General features: G+C 48.2%; 19 protein-coding genes and 6 tRNA genes. 16 read left to right on the top strand and 9 right to left on the bottom strand.

Annotated features, from left to right (window positions below):
• The first annotated feature begins 104 nt into the window (after positions 1-104).
• Positions 105-575: a heme lyase NrfEFG subunit NrfF gene (gene nrfF / locus L4D79_RS27855; protein WP_428656690.1), complete on the top strand. Its 471-nt coding sequence runs from the start codon at positions 105-107 to the stop codon at positions 573-575.
• A 98-nt stretch (positions 576-673) separates the two neighbouring features.
• Here nrfF and L4D79_RS27860 read toward each other — a convergent pair whose 3' ends face one another.
• Positions 674-1624, bottom strand: coding sequence for a hypothetical protein (locus L4D79_RS27860; protein WP_428656693.1), 951 nt, complete (start codon positions 1622-1624; stop codon positions 674-676).
• 149 nt (positions 1625-1773) lie between these two features.
• On the opposite strand from L4D79_RS27860, the gene L4D79_RS27865 reads away from it, so the two are divergent.
• The gene (locus L4D79_RS27865; RefSeq protein ID WP_428656696.1) at positions 1774-2250 is read left to right on the top strand and encodes an Lrp/AsnC family transcriptional regulator; all 477 of its coding nucleotides are present in this window, start codon (positions 1774-1776) and stop codon (positions 2248-2250) included.
• A 74-nt stretch (positions 2251-2324) separates the two neighbouring features.
• Here L4D79_RS27865 and brnQ (L4D79_RS27870) read toward each other — a convergent pair whose 3' ends face one another.
• Positions 2325-3626: a branched-chain amino acid transport system II carrier protein gene (gene brnQ, locus L4D79_RS27870; RefSeq protein WP_428656699.1), complete on the bottom strand. Its 1302-nt coding sequence runs from the start codon at positions 3624-3626 to the stop codon at positions 2325-2327.
• A gap of 566 nt (positions 3627-4192) precedes the next feature.
• Positions 4193-5527, bottom strand: a complete 1335-nt coding sequence (gene brnQ, locus L4D79_RS27875; protein WP_428656702.1) for a branched-chain amino acid transport system II carrier protein — start codon at positions 5525-5527, stop codon at positions 4193-4195.
• 423 nt (positions 5528-5950) lie between these two features.
• Here brnQ (L4D79_RS27875) and gloA2 point away from each other — a divergent pair, with 423 nt between their 5' ends.
• Entirely contained in the window at positions 5951-6334 is a 384-nt protein-coding gene (gene gloA2, locus L4D79_RS27880; protein WP_428656705.1) for an SMU1112c/YaeR family gloxylase I-like metalloprotein, read from the top strand.
• A 26-nt stretch (positions 6335-6360) separates the two neighbouring features.
• Here the strand turns inward: gloA2 and L4D79_RS27885 are convergent, their stop codons facing one another.
• Together L4D79_RS27885 and L4D79_RS27890 are read right to left on the bottom strand one after the other, a co-directional pair.
• On the bottom strand, positions 6361-6561 hold the full coding sequence (locus tag L4D79_RS27885) for a hypothetical protein (RefSeq protein ID WP_428656708.1): 201 nt from the start codon (positions 6559-6561) through the stop codon (positions 6361-6363).
• A 253-nt stretch (positions 6562-6814) separates the two neighbouring features.
• Positions 6815-8089, bottom strand: coding sequence for an amino acid deaminase (locus L4D79_RS27890; protein ID WP_428656710.1), 1275 nt, complete (start codon positions 8087-8089; stop codon positions 6815-6817).
• 173 nt (positions 8090-8262) lie between these two features.
• Between L4D79_RS27890 and L4D79_RS27895 the strand changes: the two genes are divergently transcribed.
• From L4D79_RS27895 to L4D79_RS27950, 12 genes are all read left to right on the top strand, one after another.
• Positions 8263-9126: a MurR/RpiR family transcriptional regulator gene (locus L4D79_RS27895; protein WP_428656713.1), complete on the top strand. Its 864-nt coding sequence runs from the start codon at positions 8263-8265 to the stop codon at positions 9124-9126.
• 67 nt (positions 9127-9193) lie between these two features.
• Complete coding sequence (locus L4D79_RS27900; RefSeq protein WP_428656715.1) at positions 9194-10633, top strand: N-acyl-D-amino-acid deacylase family protein; 1440 nt, start codon at positions 9194-9196, stop codon at positions 10631-10633.
• A 53-nt stretch (positions 10634-10686) separates the two neighbouring features.
• Positions 10687-11079: a RidA family protein gene (locus L4D79_RS27905; RefSeq protein WP_107348617.1), complete on the top strand. Its 393-nt coding sequence runs from the start codon at positions 10687-10689 to the stop codon at positions 11077-11079.
• A gap of 281 nt (positions 11080-11360) precedes the next feature.
• Positions 11361-12851 carry a sodium:solute symporter family protein gene (locus L4D79_RS27910; RefSeq protein ID WP_428656718.1) on the top strand — a complete coding sequence of 497 codons (1491 nt, stop codon included), beginning with the start codon at positions 11361-11363 and terminating at the stop codon, positions 12849-12851.
• Between the two features lie 127 nt (positions 12852-12978).
• Positions 12979-13872, top strand: coding sequence for a sugar kinase (locus L4D79_RS27915; RefSeq protein WP_428656853.1), 894 nt, complete (start codon positions 12979-12981; stop codon positions 13870-13872).
• A gap of 30 nt (positions 13873-13902) precedes the next feature.
• Complete coding sequence (locus L4D79_RS27920; RefSeq protein WP_428656720.1) at positions 13903-14535, top strand: bifunctional 4-hydroxy-2-oxoglutarate aldolase/2-dehydro-3-deoxy-phosphogluconate aldolase; 633 nt, start codon at positions 13903-13905, stop codon at positions 14533-14535.
• A 283-nt stretch (positions 14536-14818) separates the two neighbouring features.
• Positions 14819-14892 (top strand) — tRNA-Cys (locus tag L4D79_RS27925).
• A 72-nt stretch (positions 14893-14964) separates the two neighbouring features.
• Positions 14965-15038, top strand: a tRNA-Cys gene (locus tag L4D79_RS27930).
• 72 nt (positions 15039-15110) lie between these two features.
• Positions 15111-15184: transfer RNA gene (locus L4D79_RS27935), tRNA-Cys, on the top strand.
• A 72-nt stretch (positions 15185-15256) separates the two neighbouring features.
• Positions 15257-15330: transfer RNA gene (locus L4D79_RS27940), tRNA-Cys, on the top strand.
• 72 nt (positions 15331-15402) lie between these two features.
• Positions 15403-15476 (top strand) — tRNA-Cys (locus L4D79_RS27945).
• Between the two features lie 72 nt (positions 15477-15548).
• Positions 15549-15622: transfer RNA gene (locus L4D79_RS27950), tRNA-Cys, on the top strand.
• A 95-nt stretch (positions 15623-15717) separates the two neighbouring features.
• Here the strand turns inward: L4D79_RS27950 and L4D79_RS27955 are convergent.
• Complete coding sequence (locus L4D79_RS27955; RefSeq protein WP_428656723.1) at positions 15718-16803, bottom strand: cytochrome-c peroxidase; 1086 nt, start codon at positions 16801-16803, stop codon at positions 15718-15720.
• Positions 16804-16989: 186 nt separating this feature from the next.
• Between L4D79_RS27955 and L4D79_RS27960 the strand changes: the two genes are divergently transcribed.
• The gene (locus L4D79_RS27960) at positions 16990-18045 is read left to right on the top strand and encodes a GGDEF domain-containing protein (RefSeq protein ID WP_428656726.1); all 1056 of its coding nucleotides are present in this window, start codon (positions 16990-16992) and stop codon (positions 18043-18045) included.
• Positions 18046-18049: 4 nt separating this feature from the next.
• Here L4D79_RS27960 and L4D79_RS27965 read toward each other — a convergent pair whose 3' ends face one another.
• The 3 genes from L4D79_RS27965 to L4D79_RS27975 form a co-directional block, all read right to left on the bottom strand.
• Positions 18050-18655, bottom strand: coding sequence for a LysE family translocator (locus L4D79_RS27965; protein WP_428656728.1), 606 nt, complete (start codon positions 18653-18655; stop codon positions 18050-18052).
• Positions 18656-18870: 215 nt separating this feature from the next.
• Positions 18871-19014: a hypothetical protein gene (locus L4D79_RS27970; RefSeq protein WP_428656730.1), complete on the bottom strand. Its 144-nt coding sequence runs from the start codon at positions 19012-19014 to the stop codon at positions 18871-18873.
• A gap of 75 nt (positions 19015-19089) precedes the next feature.
• On the bottom strand, positions 19090-21333 hold the full coding sequence (locus tag L4D79_RS27975; RefSeq protein ID WP_428656732.1) for an acetyl-CoA hydrolase/transferase C-terminal domain-containing protein: 2244 nt from the start codon (positions 21331-21333) through the stop codon (positions 19090-19092).
• Positions 21334-21339 lie beyond the last annotated feature (6 nt).

The following is a 21339-nucleotide window of genomic DNA, read 5'->3' on the forward strand; positions in this document are numbered from 1 at the left end:
CCATGGCATGATCCGCTACCGCTACCTAGGGGCATTGGATGAAGACGTATGGAAACGGGAATTCGTACCCGTGATCGAGTTTTTGCAACAGGAAAAGAGAACGAATGGGTAAGGAAGTGATTAGCCGAATGAAGTCATTGTTGGTGGCTATCAGCATGTGTTTATTGGTCGTGAGCGTATCGGCAGTCGCACAAACAGATCAAATTTTTGTAGCCGCTGATACGGAGCTGGTTGAGTCAGTCGAGACCTTCCAGTTTCGCTCTTCAGCCGAGCAGCGGCGGGCTATCGAACTGTCGCGCCGCTTACGTTGTCCTCAGTGCCAGAACCAGAACCTGATTGAGTCTAACTCTCCGGTGGCGAAAGACTTGCGACTCAAGGTCTATCAAATGGTTAATGACGGTGACAGTGACGAAGATGTGATTGAATACATGACATCCCGATTTGGCGATTTCGTGTTGTACAAACCACGCTTGAACCCACAAACCTACCTGTTGTGGGGAGGCCCCTTCTTATTGCTTGGTTTATTTGGCTCAATCATTTGGGTAACTATTCGGCGCCAGCAGCGAGCTCGTTAAACAATAGAGGTTAATACCATCCCCGGTCTCTTATACCTTCATACCCAAGTAACTAGAGTCGTTACTTGGGTATGTCGGAGTCACTGCTCAATCATCGACTAAGAATGTAACTCTTGCTTTTCCTTTCTGCTTGAAAGCAGCGTATGCACATGAGAAATGATCGCCATCACGCAGACCGAGAAAACAATCCGACCCCAGAGAACCATATTCAAGTCAGCACCGATAAGCAGCACTAAGGCAGTATCCTCGATAATGCTGTGTAGCAGGTTGAGCAACAAAACAGTGATTAACGCATCTTTTGCGGTTAAATTTCCTTTTTTGCTTTCGTTAATAATAAGACCCCCGCCATAGGATAGACCTAATGTAATGCCGATAACCGCTAAGTTGGCAGCATCCTTACTGACTTTTAAAATCTTCAAGAAGGGCATCATTACAAGTGACATTAATTGTTCGATTTTTAGAAGTTTCAGCAGTCGGAGTAGGGTGATAAGTACAGCGATAACCAGAAAGATGCTGAACAGGCTTTGGGCTTGGCTCATGGCCCATTGCAGGTAACTGTCGCCAATAATCGGTTCGTTTTGCCAAAGGATCTGGGCGGTATGTTGATTTGTGGCGGAATATTCGTAATAAACATTTTGAAGCCACGCAAAGGTAACACCACCGCCAATCCGTAACGTTAGTACTGCCCACATGGGTACACCGGCTTTTTTAGATATCATCCCTTCGATAGGTAGCCCGTGGCTAATTAAGAGTAAGCTACTTAATACAGTAACCTGAGCAACGGTAAGTGTGGCATCGGTGTTGATGAGCACCAGTAACCCAGCATAAAGGTTGGTAAGCATAGTGGTAGCCCAAACCAGTGCCATGGAACTGGGTAATCCGAGTACCCCCATCAGTGGCTCAAGGAGTTCACCGAGTAGTGTTACTGCACCGAGTTCATCCGCTATTTTGATCAAAATAATCACTGGGATCATTATCTTAAACAATGAAACTGTGGTTGAAACTATGTCGCGGCCTAACTGGATAAGCTCTTTGGTGACGCGTCCCATTCTTGTGTCCTATCGAATTTTCTGAAGGGTGATATGATAAGAAATGCGTGATTAATAGTATTTCTTAAATGGTAAAATGAGTATCAAATATTTCTTTTGTCATTAAATAATGAGGAAAATGTTTTGCATTTTGGGGCATTGAAGAAATTATGGATTTAGACCGGATAGATCGCAAAATCCTCATGATTTTGCAAAAGAACAATAGAATCGCGAATGTTGATTTAGCTGAAGAAGTCGGACTTTCTCCTCCTGCTTGTCTCAAGCGAGTAAAGCGGCTGCGGCAAGAAGGGGCGATTATTGGTGATGTGTCGCTCATCAACCCTGAGCTTATTGGAAATATGATGACCTTCGTGGTTTCCATTGAAATGGACAGCGATAGGGGAGATGTTTACCACAGCTTCCGCCGCTCAATATTGAAGTACCCAGAAGTCAGTCAGTGCTATCAAATTTCAGGGAGCTATGACTTTTTGCTTATTGTTCAGGTGCGTGGCATTGCAGAATATGAAAACTTTATCGAAGGCTCATTGCGTAAAGATCTGAATATTAGAAAATTCCACACGTCAATTTCCCTAAGGACAGTTAAGTTTACGACCGAAGTTAACCTTAGCCATATTGAAGACGAGTAGAGCATTCGTCACGAATTGCGGGCTATAGCGGGGTAAACGTTGGGGAGCCTCCAAAGGAGACTCCCCTTTTGTGTTTAATGATTTACGATGGAGAGTTGTTGCTTACGAGAGTACGCCAATTTTCTTGAAAGTAGGATCACGCCACACGGCAACAGCCAGCTGGCATTGGCAGAGTAAAGCGGAAGCCAGTCATTAAAACTCTTGTCCAACGCACTCGGTACGACATCAAGGATGCTGGCGGCATCAATACTGCCGAAGACGAAAGCGGTAGCAATGGCTGCTATGTATGTGCTCCGGTACTTTTTTTGGCCCGGGTAGAACAAGGCACACAAAATCAAGGCAATAGCGACAGGGCAAAGCATCAGGATAGCCGGTAGGCTCAGAGCCAGAATTTGCTCAAGTCCGACATTGGCGATAATACCGGTCAGCAGAACAACAATGGTAGCAGTACGGCGGAAGGGTACCCCAAAGGTTTGCTGGTAATACTCAGTACAGGCGTTGGTTAGGCCGACGGTGGTGGTTAAACAGGCCATGATGATAATGGCTGCCAGCAGTAGTTGCCCATATTCGCCAAAGTGGTAGGCAACAAAAAGAGTTAGCAGCTCCCCGCCATTGGTTGCTTCGGAGGCAATAGGGCTCGATGTGGCACCGACATAGCCCATTGCCAGATAACATGCCCCCATCAAGATGATATAAATCAGGGCAACATGGAAGGTAGACTTACCAACCGCTATCTTGTCAGTTACCCCCTTGCTATTAATCGCTTTGATGACCACCCAGCCAAAACCAACAGCGGCGATCGCATCCATGGTCATATAACCTTGCACCAATCCTTGGGTAAAGGCGAAATCAACATATTCGCCTTGAGGAGGCTGCGGCGCAGACAGCGGGTTGATAACCGCGGTGATAGCTAGTGTGCACAACATGATGATCAGCATCGGTGTCATGATCTTGCCAATGAAATCGACAAGTTTTCCCGGATGGAAGGCCAGCAATAGGGTCAAGCTACAGAAAATGAGGGAAAAAAGAGGTAGCTGATTGCTATCGACAAACGGGTTGATGCCCATCTCATAGGCCACCGTTACGGCACGGGGCATACTGAATGCTGGGCCAACGGCGGTAAGTAGGGCTACCCAAATAAGGGTGGCGAGCCAGTTTGGTAGTGGGTTGGTCAGTTGCTTGCTGTCGCTTAAGCGGCCAAAAACAATCAGGGTTAGGGCTGGTAGGCCGACAGCTGTGATCAGAAACCCAGCCATTGCTGGTAGTAGCTGTGTACCGGCTTCCAAGCCGAGGAAAGGTGGAAAAATGATGTTGCCAGCGCCGAGGAACATGGCGAAGGTCATCAACCCGATGGCGAGTGTATCGTTAGTCTTCATTGGACGAGCCCTGTGTTTGCTTTTAATTTTTGGGACCGTCAGGGGCTGGGAAGATAAACGTGGTGATATGTTGATTCTCCGTCAGCCTGGCTGACGGAAATAGCCGCCAGCCTAGATAACGATGACTAGGACGACGACAGAGACGACTGATTGTGTTGTACGCAAAACCGCACGCTTGGCACGAGCCAAAACGGTAGTAGCAGCGGTTTGATTATTAAGGTTTAGCATAGTGCTTTATTTCCTAATGCGAACAACGAGTATCTCTAAGCAACTTGATGTCACTTCGGTATACAACATATAAGCATTTTTCTGGACTGTAAACAGGAAAAGTGAAAAAAGTCACAAAAATGAATCACGCTTAATTATTGAGCTGTCAGGCTTGGGTTGCTTGGTATTTATATTGGTATTGGATGAGCTTTGTGGTTTTTTATCTGCTGGTGGAGCTATTTTACTGAGGTGTAATCAGTGCATTAAATGACTAAAACTGCGGGTTAAGATAAAGCCGCTACTGTTTGTGAAGTAGCGGCTTTTTTGGTTTTTTAGCGACGTGATCGTGGATCTTATGTCTATTTCGCTGAATTGGTTGTTACTGTTTTTACTCGTCGAGTAAGCGAAGCATTGGCTAACAGGCTAAAGAGCAGGGTGGTCAAACACGGCAGCAGCCAGCTCGCATGGGCCGCATAGAGAGGCATGAATTGGCTCAGTACCGCTTCCCATTGAGCCGGAATCAAACCAAGGATATGCAGGGTATCGATGGTGCCAAACACCAGCGTGACTGAGACGGTTGCGACAAAAATAGTTCGCTGGAACGGCGAAGACTTAACCACCAAGGCCGTAATGACTAAAGCAATGGCAACCGGGCAAAGTACCAAAATAACCGGTAGGCTGACTTCCAGAATCTGCTCTAGGCCGAAGTTGGCAATCAGGCCGGTAAGTGCACACACGATCACAGTTGTTACCGAGAATGGCGCATTAAAGGTTTGCTGATAGTACTCGGCACACGCATTGGTTAGGCCAACGGTGGTAGTCAGACAGGCCATGATGATGATGACGGCAAGTAGATACTGACCGTAGATGCCAAATAGGCTCGCGACATAGTTGGTTAGGATTTCTCCGCCGTTGGTTGCGCCGCTTGCGACTGCCGAAGAAGTGGCTCCGACATAGCCCATTGCGAGATAGCAGGCGGACATAAGCACGGCATAGATCAGGGTGACTTTTACGGTGCTGGAGAATAAGGCCCCACGTGAGCTCACGCCCTGATCCTGACTCACGCTTTTATCTTGAATAGTTTTGATGATCACCCAACCAAAGCCAACGGCGGCAATTGCATCCATGGTCATATAACCTTGAATAAGCCCTTGAGTTACGGCTTGGTGTTGGTAATCACCACTTGGCAGGGTCATCGGACTAACAGGTGCGACACAAGCGGCAACGGCTAATACGGCGAGAAGTAAAACCAGCAAGGGAGTCATGACTTTGCCAATGTAGTCGACTAGCTTGCCCCGTTGGAAAGCGAGGAGTAGGGTAACTGCCACAAAAATCAGCGAGAAGGGCAGTAGGAGATCGCCATTAGTAAATGGCGCGATACCCATTTCATAGGCGACTGTGACTGCACGCGGCATACCAAACGCTGGACCGATGGCGGTAAACAGCAATACCCAGAAACCCGTGGCCATTGGCTTTGGCAGGGCTGCGGTAAGCTGCTGGCTGTGGCTAAGGCGACCAAGAACGACTAACGTCAGTGCGGGTAGGCCTACTGCGGTGATAAGAAAGCCAAGCATAGCTGGCAAGTAATGGGTACCGGCTTGCAGGCCCAGTAAAGGCGGAAAGATGATGTTCCCAGCGCCGAGAAACATCGCAAAAGTCATTAGGCCTATTGCAAGGGTGTTGTGTTTATTCATTCGGACAAGTCCTCTGATATTACTCAGTTTTTGTTATGGACCGTCAGAAAGGCTGAAGAAAAACAGGTAGGTTAAGACATTGCTCCCCGTCAGCCTGGCTGACGGGTGAATAGCCGCCAGCCTAGTTAATAATCACTAGAATAGCAGCAATAATTTCGCGCGATACAAACGTTCCGCCTGTCATCTTCACAGGCTTGCAAACTGAAAGCTGGCAAGTAGGTTTAAACATGGTGTTATCCTGAACGTAAATATCGAAATCAGTTACAACATATAAATAAAACACTAGTGTGTAAATAGATGACATGAAAATACATTGTATTTATTTGCTTTGCTGGTAGATAGTACTGCTCCGTTGCGTTTGTGGTGATGGCGTGAGACAGTGAAAATTGCTTACTTAGATTAATGATTAATAAAGGGTTATTCATGTTAAAGGCGATTCATCACGCTGCGATTATCTGTTCGGACTATCGCCGCTCGAGAGCATTCTACGTTGATATTCTTGGCTTAACTGTCTTGGCTGAGCACTACCGCGAGGCAAGAGACTCATGGAAATTGGATCTGCAACTACCAGATAACAGCCAGATAGAGCTGTTTTCGTTCCCTAATCCGCCAGAAAGACCGAGTTTTCCAGAGGCGAGAGGACTGCGCCATTTAGCGTTTGTCGTGGACTCGGTTGAGCAAGTGGCTGGGTATTTAGAATCAAGAGGAATAGAAGTAGAAGCAATCCGGATCGACGAATATACAGGCAAAACGTATACGTTCTTCCAAGATCCGGATGGGCTGCCGCTAGAGCTTTATCAAGCTTGAGTGAGACATATAAAACTAAGGAAATGTTAGCTGAGGATGCCCGTAAGCAGGCCAGCGAAGACCAAGCTGGCCACGCCGTAAAATCCGAATTCGATACGAGATTCAACAATGCTGTTCCCGTTAGTGGGTTTTACTGTCGCCATGGTAAAGAAGGAACCGCCTGCTAAGCCGAGAAGCAGTACGATCAAACCAAATAGCGTACCTTCGATAAGATAAGTGAAATTCATAAACAGGCCTAATCCTTTGTGGCACGTGAAATGATATAGGGATAATACACATCTCAAGATGTCTGGCAAAGGATTATTAATTATAAACCCTATAAAAAACAGGGTTTTAGTTGGTTATGTTGTGCATGTGAATGAATAGGCAGCAATAGGCGCATTGCTGCCTGAATTATAACCGCCGCGATGATGGGAAAGTAATCAACGCGGCTGTGGGCCTAGTTCATGGGCTTGTTGTTCTAAACGGGATGCATCTCCGCTAGAAGCTGGTTTCCACCACACTGGTTACTTGGTGTTCCTCATCGGCAATACAGATGTATTTCCACTTATCAAATGTTAGGCACGGATGAGAGGTGGAAAAGGCAATCACATCACCCACATGAAGCTCACGACCTTCCGGCACGGTGACGAATGTGTGCTGATCCATAATTGCAGTGGCTTCCAAACCGCCTACCTCAATACTTTTTCCATCGCGGTAGCCTCGCTCAGGAATTGGCAGGCCAGCATCAAAAGCCACGTCGCGTTTGCCAAGTCCAATCACCGCTTTGCCCGGCTCTGGACGGGAGATCACATAGGCCCATACCTCCAGCGCTGATTCAAGATCACCACCAAGATCACATGCATAACCTTGGTTAGTTTGCGCTCTTGCCATAACATTGTTTTGGGCGTCTTGGTAGATACCGGTGTCGTGGATCAAGTAACACCCAGGGCGGATGATCGCCAACAAGTGCTGGCAGTCAGTGAAACTTTCGGCCACCACGTCATACCAAGCAGATCCCGCACCGGTCACTATTGGTCTATCAAGCTGGATTAACCCATTTTCCTTGAGTTGCTCGACCGTTTTTACAGTCGTTGCCAAGAAATTACGGATAGCCTGCTCGGCGTTATCGCCATGGATCACGCCTTCATATACTTCGATACCAGCAAGGGTAATGCCCGGCAATGCGTCAATGCATTGTGCCAACGAGACCACCTGTTCTGGTGTGCGGCAACCACAGCGTCCGCCTTCGACACCGAATTCGATCAGTACCTGGACAGTAACGCCTGAGCCTGCAAAGTATTCAGACAGTTGCTCGGCATTGGCTTGGGAGTCTACGCAACAATAGAAGCTCACATCATATTGCGTTAACAGCCGCTTAATCATCGCCATGTTGGCCTTACCAACCAGCTGGTTTGCCATCATGATGTGCTTGGCACCCGCAGTTGCGGCAACTTCAGCATGAGGCGCTGTCGCGACCGTGAGGCCCCAAGCACCAGCTTTAAGTTGTTGCTCAAAGAAAGCTGGGGTCATGGTTGTTTTGCCATGCGGCGATAACTTCACGCTGTGGTGGTCAGCAAACTGTTGCATCCAGTTAAGGTTGTTATTGATGGATTGTTGCTTGATAACCGCTGCAGGTAGGCTGATCTCCTCGTTAATTAGGCTGTATTTCCCCTCCGTTTTTTCATCCACCCATATCCCTTTTGTACCTACGGGAAATTTTTTGTGATGGACGTCTTGGTATTTACTAACATGCTTTTTATTTGCTTGGGTCATTTATTATTCTCCTAACATAGCCCTCAGGGCTTGTTGTTACTGCCTTTTGGCGTAGTGATAATATTATCGGTGTTAGAAAGTATCAAACATTGCTGGTCGATTTGTGGTGTTTCTCACTGTTTTTAACCTGCCCTGAAATTACTATTTGCCCTGTCGAGAGAAAGGTGAAAGCCGTGACAATCGAAGTTGATATTGTTTCAAGAATTACTGAACGCTTCTCGCAATTGCGTGAAGCCGAGAAGAAAGTCGCCATGTTGCTGAGTGACGATTTGGCTGCTGCCTCGGGGTATAGCATTACCCAGATGGCAGAAGAAGCTGGGGTGAGTGAAGCGACGATCACCCGTTTCGCCAAAGCCGTAGGCTGTAAGAATGTGCGCGATTTGAAGCTCAAATTGGCGCAGTCATTGGCAATTGGTCAGCGCTTCATTCATGAATCGCCAGATCAGTCGGGGATCCAAGGGGTTTATGAGTCGATCAAAAACGTGATCAACATAAACCGCAAGGTTGTCGATGAGCAGGACATTGCGACCGCCGTCGACATTTTGCAAAACGCTCGCCAAATTTTGGCCGTCGGTATGGGGGGGGGTTCAACCATGCTATCGCAGGAGTTGCAGTTCCGCTTGTTCCGCTTGGGCTACCCGGTAACAGCATACAACGATGGCTTGCTGGCAAGAATGGTGGCTTCAACCGCCGATGCCAATGATGTGATGGTGGTGATATCCGCTACTGGCTACACACCAGAAGTGGTTGAGCCAGCATCGATTGCCAAGCAATACGGTTTGAAGGTGATTTCAATCACGCCGAAAGAGTCGCCATTGGCTGAAGTCAGTGATTTGGTATTGCCAATAGTGACCAAGGAAACCGATTTTATTTACAAACCGTCGGCTTCACGTTACGCCATGATGGCGTTGATTGATGTGTTGTCCACGGAGTTGGCTTTAAGCCATAAGCGCCGAACCCGCGATAAGCTGCGCCGCTTGAAGTTGGCACTAGACAGCCATCGTGGTGGAGAGGATAGACAGCCTCTCGGCGATTAACACAACCTAGGCCGAACAGTTCGGGTTAACGGTTGTGAAGAATTAGCGTCATAAAGAAGGAAGTTTCATGCAGTTCGATACCGTTTTCCGAAATGTTCAAGTTGTTGATGGCTCGGGTAGTGAGCCTTACAACGCAGATGTTGCTATTACAGGGGATCGTATTGCAGCTATAGGGGATCTTGCCGGGTGTGAAGCCGCTGAGATCATTGATGGACAAGGCAAGGCACTGGCGCCGGGCTTTATTGATGTTCATACCCATGATGATACCAATGTGATCCGCTATCCCGATTGTCTGCCGAAGATCAGTCAGGGGGTAACCAGTGTCATCGTCGGTAATTGTGGGATCAGCGCATCGCCAACAATTTTAGCTGGCGATCCACCGGATCCGATGAACCTGTTGGGTAAGAAGCAGGACTTTAAATACCCAACCTTTGCTTCTTATGCCAAGGCCGTCACAGCCGCTCAACCTGCTGTGAATGTTGCTGCGTTGGTGGGCCATACCACTTTGCGCAACAACGAAATGGATGATTTGTACCGGGCAGCATCGAGCGAAGAGATCGCGGTAATGAAAGCCAAGCTCCACGATGCAATGTCGCAGGGTGCATTGGGATTAAGCTCAGGGTTGGCTTACGCCTCTGCAAAACAGGCTCCAACCGAAGAGGTGATGGCCCTTGCTGAAGAGCTTGCTGAGTTCGATGGCATCTATACCACTCATATGCGTACCGAGTTCGAGCAGATCCTCGAGGCTATGGAAGAAGCCTTTACGACAGGCAAACACGGCAAAGTACCCGTGGTGATCTCTCACTTGAAATGCGCCGGAGCGGGAAACTGGGGCCGTACTGTTGAAGTACTCGACTTGATGGAAAAAACCGCCAAGCACCAAGATGTCGCGTGCGATTGTTACCCGTATTCAGCCAGCTCATCAACACTAGACCTGAAGCAAGTGACTGATGAGATCGACATTTTTATCACTTGGTCAGAGAGCTACCCGCAGCATGCCGGGAAGATGCTCAAGCAGATTGCCGAAGAAATGGCGCTGCCTTTAATGGAAGCAGCCAAGCAATTGCAACCGGCAGGGGCGGTGTACCATTGCATGGATGAAGCTGATGTCGAGCGGGTCCTGAAATACCGGCTCACCATGGTGGGTTCAGATGGCCTGCCAAATGATCCACACCCACATCCGCGTCTATGGGGATCGTTTCCACGGGTTCTGGGCTACTACAGCCGTGAACGCCAGTTGTTCTCTTTAGGGCAGGCGATTCACAAAATGACAGGTATGTCGGCCAAGCGCTACTGCCTGAAAGACAGGGGGGAAATTCGCGAGGGGGCATATGCCGATATCGTGATGTTTGACCCGAACACCATTATCGATGTTGCAAGTTTCGAAAATCCGATTGCAGCAGCGAAAGGGATTGACGTAGTCATGGTTAATGGCTGCATCAGTTATCAAGACGGTCAGGTGAGTGAAAACCGCCATGGTCGCTTCTTACACCGTCACCAGGATTAAATACCCTGGGACAGTAAATTGAACTAAGTAACACAACGTTGGAGAAAGAAATTATGACTATCACACGCTACGGCATCGAAGGCGGTACAGGCACTGGCGGTCAGCACCTACCTTTTGCACGTGCAACTCAGGCGGGTGGTTTCCTGTATGTCTCTGGTCAAACACCAATGACAGACGGCGAAGTAGTTGAAGGTGGCATCGTTGATCAGTCGCGCCTAGCGATTCAGAACTGTGTCGATATCATGGAAGAAGCAGGCTACGGCTTGGAACATGTCGTACACGTGAAAGTGGTACTGACAGATTCGCGTTACTTCCAGTCATTCAACAAGGTGTTCAAAGAGTTCTTCGGTGAGCACCCACCGGCACGTATCTGCATGGTATGTGACTTGGTTGTTGACGTAAAAGTTGAAGTCGATGTGACGTGCTACCGCGAAGATCGCCGTTAATTCAGGCATTATCTTCGGGCCCCGCATATAAACAATAAAGTCGCGGGGTCAGCAGAAGCCTACTTGATAGACGCAGGTCAATAGCGCTGGTTAAGAGGCGCAGGCCACAACGGACGTTGGCGAGCTATTACAACAAGAGCCGGAAGGCCAAAGAAAAAAGGTTGGCAAAGTACCAACCCTAAAAAAAGCAAAATACTGAATGTTCAGTAATTCATGGGGTAGTAAGTGATGAGACTATCCCCAAGCAAATAAAAGCAATGACGGATTATAAGAGGTATGGGATGAACAGTACACTCTTTCTCACCGGTTTCGGTGCGTATGTGGTTTTTTTAATCTGGTTAGGATGGTTTGTATCGCGTAACCAGAAATCAGGCGAAGACTTTCTACTTGGAGGTCGTGGTCTTCCGCTATTTTTGGTACTGGGTACCACAGTAGCCACCATGGTGGGTACGGGCTCGAGTATGGGCGCTGTTGGCTTTGGCTATAACAATGGCTGGGCGGGTGCACTATATGGCATCGGTGGTGCACTGGGTATTTTATTGCTCGCATACTGGTTTGCCCCAGTACGTAAGCTGAACTTCATGACCATGAGTGAAGAGCTGTCTTACTATGTTGGTGCTAACAAAGTTGTCAAAAATGTCGTGGGTATTCTGATCTTTACGGCTTCTATCGGCTGGTTGGGTGCCCACATTCTAGGTGGCGGTATGTACCTTGCCTGGATTGCAGATATTGACATCAACACGGCGAAATTGATTATTGCCGCTGCTTTCACCATATACGTCGTTATCGGTGGGTACACCGCGGTAGTGTGGACTGATACCATTCAGGCCGTTATCCTCTTTGGTGGCTTCATTTTGATGGCTGTGATGTCTGTCGACCACATTGGTGGCCTAGACAACCTGTATGCGGCAATGGAACCTTCATCGATCAGCTTCCTAGGTTTGCAAAAACTTGGCATGATCCCGGGTATCTCACTGGCACTGGTTGTGGGTGTAGGTATCTTGGCAACGCCTTCTTTCCGCCAGCGTATTTACTCTGGTAAGGATGTCTCGACTATCCGCCGCTCGTTCGTGATGTCGGGTGTACTGTACTTGTTCTTCTCAATTATCCCTGCGGTTATCGGTATGTCAGCACATGCGATTAACCCTGAATTGAATAATGCGAACTTTGCATTCCCGTATGTTGCAGCCACGGTACTTCCGGTTGGCATCGGCATGATTGTTCTGATTGCTGGCCTATCAGCGACTATGTCGAGCGCAAGTTCTGATGCGATTGCCGGTGTCTCTATCTTGCTGCGTGATATCTACATCATGTTTACTGGTAAGGTACCGTCAAAAGACAAGATGGTGACATACTCACGTATCGCTTTGGTCATCTGCATCGGTTTGGCACTGTTGTTCGCCCTGACCTCAAATGACATTATCAGCTATATCACCAAGATGATTTCAACGGTAATGTCCGGCATGTTCGTGTGCGGTATGTTGGGTCGCTTCTGGGGCCGCTATAACTGGCAGGGTGCACTGGCTACCTTGGCAGGAGCTTCGGCAGCATCGTTCTCTATCATGTTCAATGCAGACTGGACGGCATTCTGGGGTAACCCGGTGATCCCATCAGTGACAACGGCTTTGATTGCCGGTGTAGCGGTGAGCCTAGTAACGCCAGCCAATGCGGTTTCCAAGGAAGAGGCCAAGGCGATTCTTGATGCAGAGCGTGCAGCGATGGAAAAGCCTGAAGAGCAAGGCATCAACGCTGAACCAGCCACTGCAAAATAATCTTCTAAAACTCGTCAAAATGCAGGCCTTTGTTGTGATGTAAGGCCTGCATCTTCAATTACGCTTTAAATACAGTTCGAATAAATAAAAAGGTGGCAGTGTGAAAATTGCTTTTTTTGGTGAGTGTATGGTTGAACTCAGTGGTCAACCGCTACAACGGACATTTGGTGGCGATACGCTAAATACAGCGCTTTACTTGTCACGTCTGGGCACGAGCCGTGATATCGCTGTCAGTTACGCAACGGCCTTGGGCATCGATAACATCAGCCAAGATATGTTGAATGCTTGGGTGCATGAAAATATCGAAACGTCGATGGTGTGTAAATTACAGAATAAGTTACCGGGCCTTTATTTGGTGGAAACCGAGCCAAGCGGTGAGCGTCACTTCCATTACTGGCGCAATGACAGTGCAGCGAAATTTTATTTTGCTGGCGGCACATCACCGCTTGAGAAAGCCATCGAAAATCATGAATTCGATGCCTTGTATATCAGTGGGATCAGCTTGGCGATCTTAGCGGAAGATGCCAAAGCAACTTTGATTACCTTACTGCAAAAACACAAGGAAAAAGGCGGGAAAGTGTTATTCGATAATAACTTCCGCCCTCAGTTATGGACGTCAAAGCAAGCCCAGTACTGGTATTCACAAGTCCTGCCGTTCGTGGATATTGCCTTGATCACTGAAGACGATGATCATTTGGTTTGGGGGCAGACGAATATCATTGACCGTTGCCAATCCTTTGGCTGTCAGGAAGTGGTGATCAAGCGTGGCAGCGATCCTTGTCTGGTCGTTAGCCAGTTACAATCTGCCGAGCCGCATGAGTCTTACATTGCGGCAAACAAAGTGGATAAAGTCATTGATACCTGTGCTGCCGGTGATTCTTTTGCCGCGGGGTATTTGGCCGGCCGTTTAAGCGGTGGTAGTGAATCGGCATCTGCCGAATTAGGGCACCACTTGGCTTCAATTGTTATTCAGCACCCCGGGGCGATTATCCCAGTGGATGCAATGAAAGATTTAATGTAAAAGATAAAATATAAATAGGAACATTGAAACATGTCTCAGCAGATCATTGAAAAATTAAAAGCCTTCAAAGTTATCCCGGTTATTCAAATTAACGATGTGTCTCAGGCTGTGCCTTTGGCTAAGACTCTAGTCGAAAATGGCCTGCCGGTTGCGGAAGTCACATTTCGCACGGAAGCTGCGGCTGAAGCCATCCGCTTGATGCGTGATGCGTATCCTGAGATGTGTATCGGTGCTGGTACTGTGCTGAATGCAGAACAGGTTGACCGTGCCAAAGAGGCTGGCTCGGAGTTTGTGGTTGCGCCTGGCCTTAATCCGAATACGGTTCGTTATTGCCAAGAGCAAGGGATCCCGATGGTACCGGGTGTTAATAACCCAAGCCAAGTTGAGCAGGCGTTGGAGCTGGGGCTGACATTCTTGAAGTTTTTCCCGGCTGAAGCATCAGGTGGCATCAACATGGTCAAGTCGCTGCTGGCACCTTACGTGGATGTGTCCTTCATGCCTACGGGAGGGATCGGTAAGGCTAATATACGTGATTACTTAGCCATTGATCGGGTCATTTGCTGTGGTGGTACCTGGATGGTGGCACCAAAGCTGATTGAAAACGGTGATTGGGACGAGATTGGTCGCTTGGTACGCGAAGCGGTTGAATTAGTGAGTGAATAACTGAGGCGAGTCGCCTCTGCTTTGTGCTTATGATAAGCCCACCCCTGGTGGGCTTTTTGCTGGTTGTCCACAGCACGTTTAGTAAAACGGGGAACCGAGGAAGCTTTTCAATTGATGGTATTCCATACGAAAGAGGTCGTTTTTTTGGCTTGATGTGTTGGAATTTGTTCAGTTGAGGCAAGTTATTGTATTTTTGTTTGACTCATCCCTGAAAATCAGTAAATTACACCTCCGTACCGCAGCGGCATTAGCCGAAATAAAGCGGTAATTAGTTAGAAAAGATGGCGCGTTGGCAGAGTGGCTATGCAGCGGATTGCAAATCCGTGGACCTCGGTTCGACTCCGGGACGCGCCTCCATATTTCAGGTTTTGGTGCCTTGTGGGTATCAGTAACCGGACAAACCGCCTAGAGGGTGAGTTTGGACAGTTTGGCGCGTTGGCAGAGTGGCTATGCAGCGGATTGCAAATCCGTGGACCTCGGTTCGACTCCGGGACGCGCCTCCATATTTTAGGTTTTGGTGCCTTATAGGTGGCAGTAACCAGACAAACCGCCCAGTGGGTGAGTTTGGACAGTTTGGCGCGTTGGCAGAGTGGCTATGCAGCGGATTGCAAATCCGTGGACCTCGGTTCGACTCCGGGACGCGCCTCCATATTTCAGGTTCTGGTACCTTGTGGGGTTCAGCAACCAGACAAACCGCCTAGAGGGTGAGTTTGCACAGTTTGGCGCGTTGGCAGAGTGGCTATGCAGCGGATTGCAAATCCGTGGACCTCGGTTCGACTCCGGGACGCGCCTCCATATTTCAGGTTCTGGTACCTTTTGGGTGGCAGCAACCGGACCAACCACCCAGTGGGTGAATTTGGACAATTTGGCGCGTTGGCAGAGTGGCTATGCAGCGGATTGCAAATCCGTGGACCTCGGTTCGACTCCGGGACGCGCCTCCATATTTCAGGTTCTGGTACCTTGTAGGTGGCAGCAACCGGACCAACCACCCAGTGGGTGAGTTTAGACAATTTGGCGCGTTGGCAGAGTGGCTATGCAGCGGATTGCAAATCCGTGGACCTCGGTTCGACTCCGGGACGCGCCTCCATAACAAAAGGCCTAGCGGAAACGCTAGGCCTTTTTTCTTGCTGTTTAGTTAGTGTCAGCTTGGCTTGTTCTTCCTATGGGTAGGAAGATGCGAGTTTAGATATCTCCGCCGACTGGCAGGCCACTAGGTACTCGAGTTGGAATTTCTTGGTAAAACCCATCATTATCTAAACTGCGCAAGAACGCTGAAATATCCCCGACATCATCATCTTCCATCGTCACTTGCAAATCCCCCCTATCTTCATACAAGGCGACTGCACCATCTAAGGTTGCGACATCTCCCAAGTGCATATAAGGAGCAGTTTTGGAGATATTTCTCAAGCTTGGTGTGCGTACCGCTTCGAAATTGGTGACGATCTGATCGGAGCGTAACTGGTTATCGGCCAAGAGTGGGCCCGAGTGGCAGCGGGCGCATCCTCCGTTGATAAACTTATTCAAGCCGGTAATTTCCTGATTAGATAGGGCTGATTCATTGCCAGCAATAAATTCATCAAAACGGCTGTTAGGTGAGAAGACTTCACGCTGAAAACTGGCTAACGCTTTGGCGATGTGGCCTTCATTGATATCGTCGGCAGACGTTATTTCGTCAGGAAAGGCGTAGCTAAACATATCAATATACTCAGGGATTTTCGCTAGCCTGCTGACGACCTCCGGCAAGATTTGATCCTCAGAAAAGCGTTCCCCGCGCATTTCGATCTGGTTCTTGACGGGTTCAAGCGCTTGCTGCTCAAGTGTGTCTACTCGCAAATCCCAGAAATAGCCGTTGGCGACAAATGTATCGGTGTTTTCCCCAGCAGCAAGGCCGGTAAAGGCGACATTCATAATTGTCGGAGCATGTTTGGGGGTTATTTGCGTACCGCTACGATCGGGTCCTAGTCCTTTGCCGTCAGTACCGATTGACAACGCCCGCCCATCAGCCCAACCGAACGCAGGGTGGTGGCAGCTAGCACAGGCGACATTCTTATCGCCCGAGAGGATAGGGTCCCAAAATAACGCTTCGCCTAGCTCAAATTTTTGTTGATTAAACGGGTTTTCAGCGGGATGAATTGTTTCTGTTGGTAGGGCTGAGAAAAAGTCAGTATAGGGCTGGCTCGGGGCTGAGCCAGAGGCGCCGTCTCCATCTTCACAGGCAGTCAATAGGGTGGCTGTTAGCAGTGGTAAGAGAAATTGAGTTGGCTTCATAGGACCTCGTTTCTGTTTGTTATCGCCGATGTTTTGTACGTTAAAGCGGACGGTGTGAAAGAAATGTCATTTTTATAGGTTGGTGTTCTGTATATGTCCAAGTAACTTGGGTATAAAGGTTGTCAGCAAGGAGAGGATAAGATAAATTACCCGAAGTTACGGTATGTTGTACTGTTTGGGGTGTGGATGTCGTATTCAGTTTTTGATGAAGAAAGAAAACTAAAAATCAGAGTGCTAAATTGCCTGTTTATCGTTGTGGGTGGACTGGCGATAGTTTTATCGGGGATCAATTGGTTTATCCATGAAAGACACTTTTATGCGGTAGCCCTTGCCGGGTTTTCGGCGTCATCAGCGGGTTTGTATTTCTGGCTTTACACCAATCAGCATGAACAAAGGAATGCTGGCCACAGTGAATGCACGAGTGAGCATCGTGTGGTTGAAGCGTACATCTTCTATTTAAGTGTGCTTGTAGTATGGGGGTGCATTGCCAGTCGTATTGATAGTGGGCTGCTGTTTTGGACATTATTACTATCGACCATTTTCTACTTTCTGCTCGGGGTACGCTTAGGCGCAATGTGGAGTGGGATACTGCTGTTCGTTATTTTAGCTTTGATGTTTTGGAAGCTGCAGTTCGGCCTATTCAACCCAAATATGATCGTCAATTATGTCGCTAGCTATACCAGTATTTGGGCAATCTCACATTATTACGAAAAGCACCGGCAGCAAGCGACTATTAGCCTTCAGCATCTGGCGCTCCGTGATTCGTTAACGTCCACTTTCAATAGGTTGGCGTTAGAGCAAGAATTTGCCAAGTATAACGGCTCGAACCACCACATTCATTTCATCGCTTTCGATATCGATCATTTCAAGCAGGTCAATGACACGTATGGGCATCTGGCTGGAGATACCGTACTTAGACAGGTTGCGAAGCGGATCCAAGCTATAGCGGGTGAGCCTTGGGTGTTTCGCTTAGGCGGTGAGGAGTTCTGTGTACTGGTTGTTAACCGGAGTCGGGACGAGGTTTCTGCGATGGCTGAAGCAATACGTCGGAAAATTGCAGACACCCCTTTTGAGGTGGATGGCCACCAGATTGTGCTCTCAACCAGCGCAGGTATTGCCCAATCTAAGCGTTCTGGTTGCTTAGAGTCATTGGCACATGACGCAGACCGGTTACTTTATCAGGCAAAAGCGGCTGGAAGAAACAGGGTGCATATTGCAGCGAGACATCCTGCGCAGCAATAGCCAGCTAACTGGCGAGCTCGATAAAGTTATTGACCCCAAACAGGCAAATGACCAGCCCGCCTAACAATTGCAGGTAGAAGGGAAAGGTGATGCTGTCATCATCTTTGAATGCAAATCCGGAAAGGGCAAGCAAGCACTGGACGATCAAGCTACCCAAAAAGATGGCACCGGCAAGCTGCATGGCAAAAATCAAATCCACTTGCTCGGTAGAGTGGCCAATAAATGCCGATAAGGCGATGATGGCAATCGGGTTGGCAAGGGTGAGGTAAAAGGCTGAACGGAACCCGAGCCTTTTGGCAGGCCGATGCACCTTTGCTAGCAGCTTGGTATTTTTCATGGCATTGAACATCATGTAGAAGCCCATGAAAATGAGTACCCAAGATGAGAGCAGAATGATCTGATAGTGGTATTGGTCGAGTTGGCTGATCAGTAAACTGCCGGATACGAAGCTGATCAATGCGTAGCAATAGTCTGCCAGAGCTGCTCCAGCAGCACTGCGAACCGCTGCCATATAACCATGGTGCATCCCATTGTTGAGTACCAAAATGGCGATTGGCCCGACGGTTAATGACAAGATAATACCGAACAGAATGGCTTTCATCATTTCCATGGATTCCCCCTCTCAGATATCCACCGCCTCATTGATTGTTTATGGGTGGTTTTATTTTAATCATAGTCAGAAATGGAAATGATGTGCTAGAAGAAATAATAAGATTTTTAGCAGTTTATAATCGATGAGACAGTAATGGTGAGAGAGTACTGGAGACAGGGATTGTATGAATCCCAGATGCTGGTAGGGCAGCATCTGGGAGATAGAATTGCGGTCTATTTGTCTGAATCTTCCTTACGTTTTATCGGCTGATCGCCGATGGTCGTTTTTCCTGGGCAGACTTTCTTAACTGGACACTTTGGGCACCCCCATACAGCGGCGTACGGACATAGCGCCATTTCCTTGCTTTTCTTCGACATTGAATACCTCATTGCTTTCTATTGCTATATAAGAAGACTGGGCCGTAGAGGACCCAGTCTTTATTAACGCAACGATCACTTCACTAGTTCAGCGATCACTAACTTGCGAGTAATTTTCTCTTGAAGGTTCTCTGGCTTGTCGAGTCCCACACGCTTAAGCAGAATGTCTACATCATGGCCTGCTTTAGGTGCAGACAAAGATTGGGCGATTGCTTTTAGCTTGCCTGTTGGCGTTGCGCATTTAGACTTCAACGCTTTTAGGGCTTTGCCCAGTTTCAATTCTTGTTCGGTAAAGCTACAGCCAAATGGGAATGGCCCGAAAATATCTTGATCGGTGTACTTCTTGTAGAAAGCTTGAATGGCTTCTGGGGTGTTGTTGGCGAACTCTTTCGGGATTTGGTAATCCTTGGCCACTTTACCTGCTGCCTTGGCTTCTTCTAGTAGCTGCTGCTGGAAGCGTGAGTCGGCAATCTTGATCAGCTCTGTGTATACCACGTGGTCAGGCTTGCTTCGGAGATTGGCAATACCGTATTCTGTTACCACAATATCACGCAACTGGCGTGGAATGGTGTTGTGGCCGTAGTTGAACAGGATGTTCGAGCGCAGTTTTCCGTTTCGGAATGAACAACTGCGGATCTTGATGATAGAACGGGACTCACGCATTTGCCCTGACTGGGCGACAAAGTTGTACTGTCCGCCAACACCGCTAACGACTTGACCGTTTTCAAGTGCATCAGAGACCACTGAGCCATCCAGTGTTACCATCATGCCTGAGTTCATAAAGCGAGCATGCTGGCGCTGAGCTTGTTTTAGTTGCTGGTTACCTAGGAAGTGATCATATAAATCATTGACGTAATTCACACTTGTCATGCAGAACTTGTCATGATCTTCTTGTGTGAAGTTATTCAGTTCTTGGTAGAAGTCTTTCGGGCCAATGAAGAAGGCACCGTGCATTACCGTACCGCCCTTGAGACGCTGGCCGAGTGCGTACTTGGTGATCCATTCCAGGGCATCTTTGTCTTGGATGTTGGCTTTGCTGGTGCCGTCATTGGTGACCAATTTACCGTCGACGTACTCAACCTTGTCGTTGAAAATACCAAAGCGTTTAAGATAACTCACATCCGCGTCTGTTAATTCAGCTGAAATTGCTTCTCGCTCTAGTAACGCGAGCAAAGTGATTACAGAGACTTCATGGTTAATCAAGCCGTCATTGAGCAGGCGCTGGATAGTGAGATCTTCGAATACTTCACGCTTCAAGATCCCTGCTCGGTATAGGTGAACAAAGCCATCGACCATCAGCTCGCTACAACCGTAAAGCCCTTGGTCGAATACACCAGTATCACCCACTTCTTTACAAATTGGGAATTTTTCGTAAATGTTTAGCTCAGACAGCATCTTGTTGTAGATGCGGTTTTTCTGGTGACGTACCAAGGCGCTATAGCTAAGTGCACTACTGAGCGAACCAATACCCACTTGCAGGGTACCGCCATCTTTGATCAGGGCACTGGAATACAGGCCAATCATATGATCTTCAGCTGAGATACTGGCGTGAGGGGCGGCAAACAGTTGGTAGTCTTTGTGATCGGGTTGGCTGTTGCCATCTAAAATGAAATCAAAATCTGAGCTGGCCACCTCAGCATGGTTTTGCATGAATGGCATATTGCTGTTTACTTCGCCAATAATGGCGATATTCCGGCCTTGTGCATTGAGCTTTTCGATCTCAGGGATAAAGTCCAGAGCGAGATCTGAGTTACTGCATAAACTGTAGGTCGTAACGCCATCAACAGTGCGAGCAGCCACTAACTGGCCGATAACATTGACGCCTTTATCCAGCAAATCACGAACGGCGTGAGTGTAGTTAGTTGAGGTGTAGTTCTGTTGTTGTGGCGAGTTCATGAAACTGCCAGCTTTGAAGAAGAATTCGCTGATGGTGACGTTGCTTGGTACTTTACCGGCGCGAAGATCCATGACGTAGTCGATGTCTGGAACATCAGCAAACTCACGGGCAACAAAAGGTTCTAGGAAGCCGCGTTCGATTTTGCTTTTGCCAACAGGCTTCTCAAGGGTGATCCCGGTTTCGATACGTAGGTTAATACTTGGATCTTTCTTTGCCCGCTGATAAAGCGCATTAACAAAGCTTACAGGTTTACCGATAGCAAGCGGGGCACCCAGAACAATATTCTTACCCACAGTGGCAATGATCTGATCAACCATCTCATCTGCTGTAGCAACGACAGTAGCGGGAGTCTTTGTGGTGTGAACAGACGCTTCAAGGGGTGGGGTTGGGTATGATGAATCTACGATTTCTAAAACTGACATAGTGCA

Origin of the sequence: Photobacterium satsumensis (assembly GCF_050336935.1) — a bacterium.
GTDB classification, from domain to species: domain Bacteria; phylum Pseudomonadota; class Gammaproteobacteria; order Enterobacterales; family Vibrionaceae; genus Photobacterium; species Photobacterium satsumensis.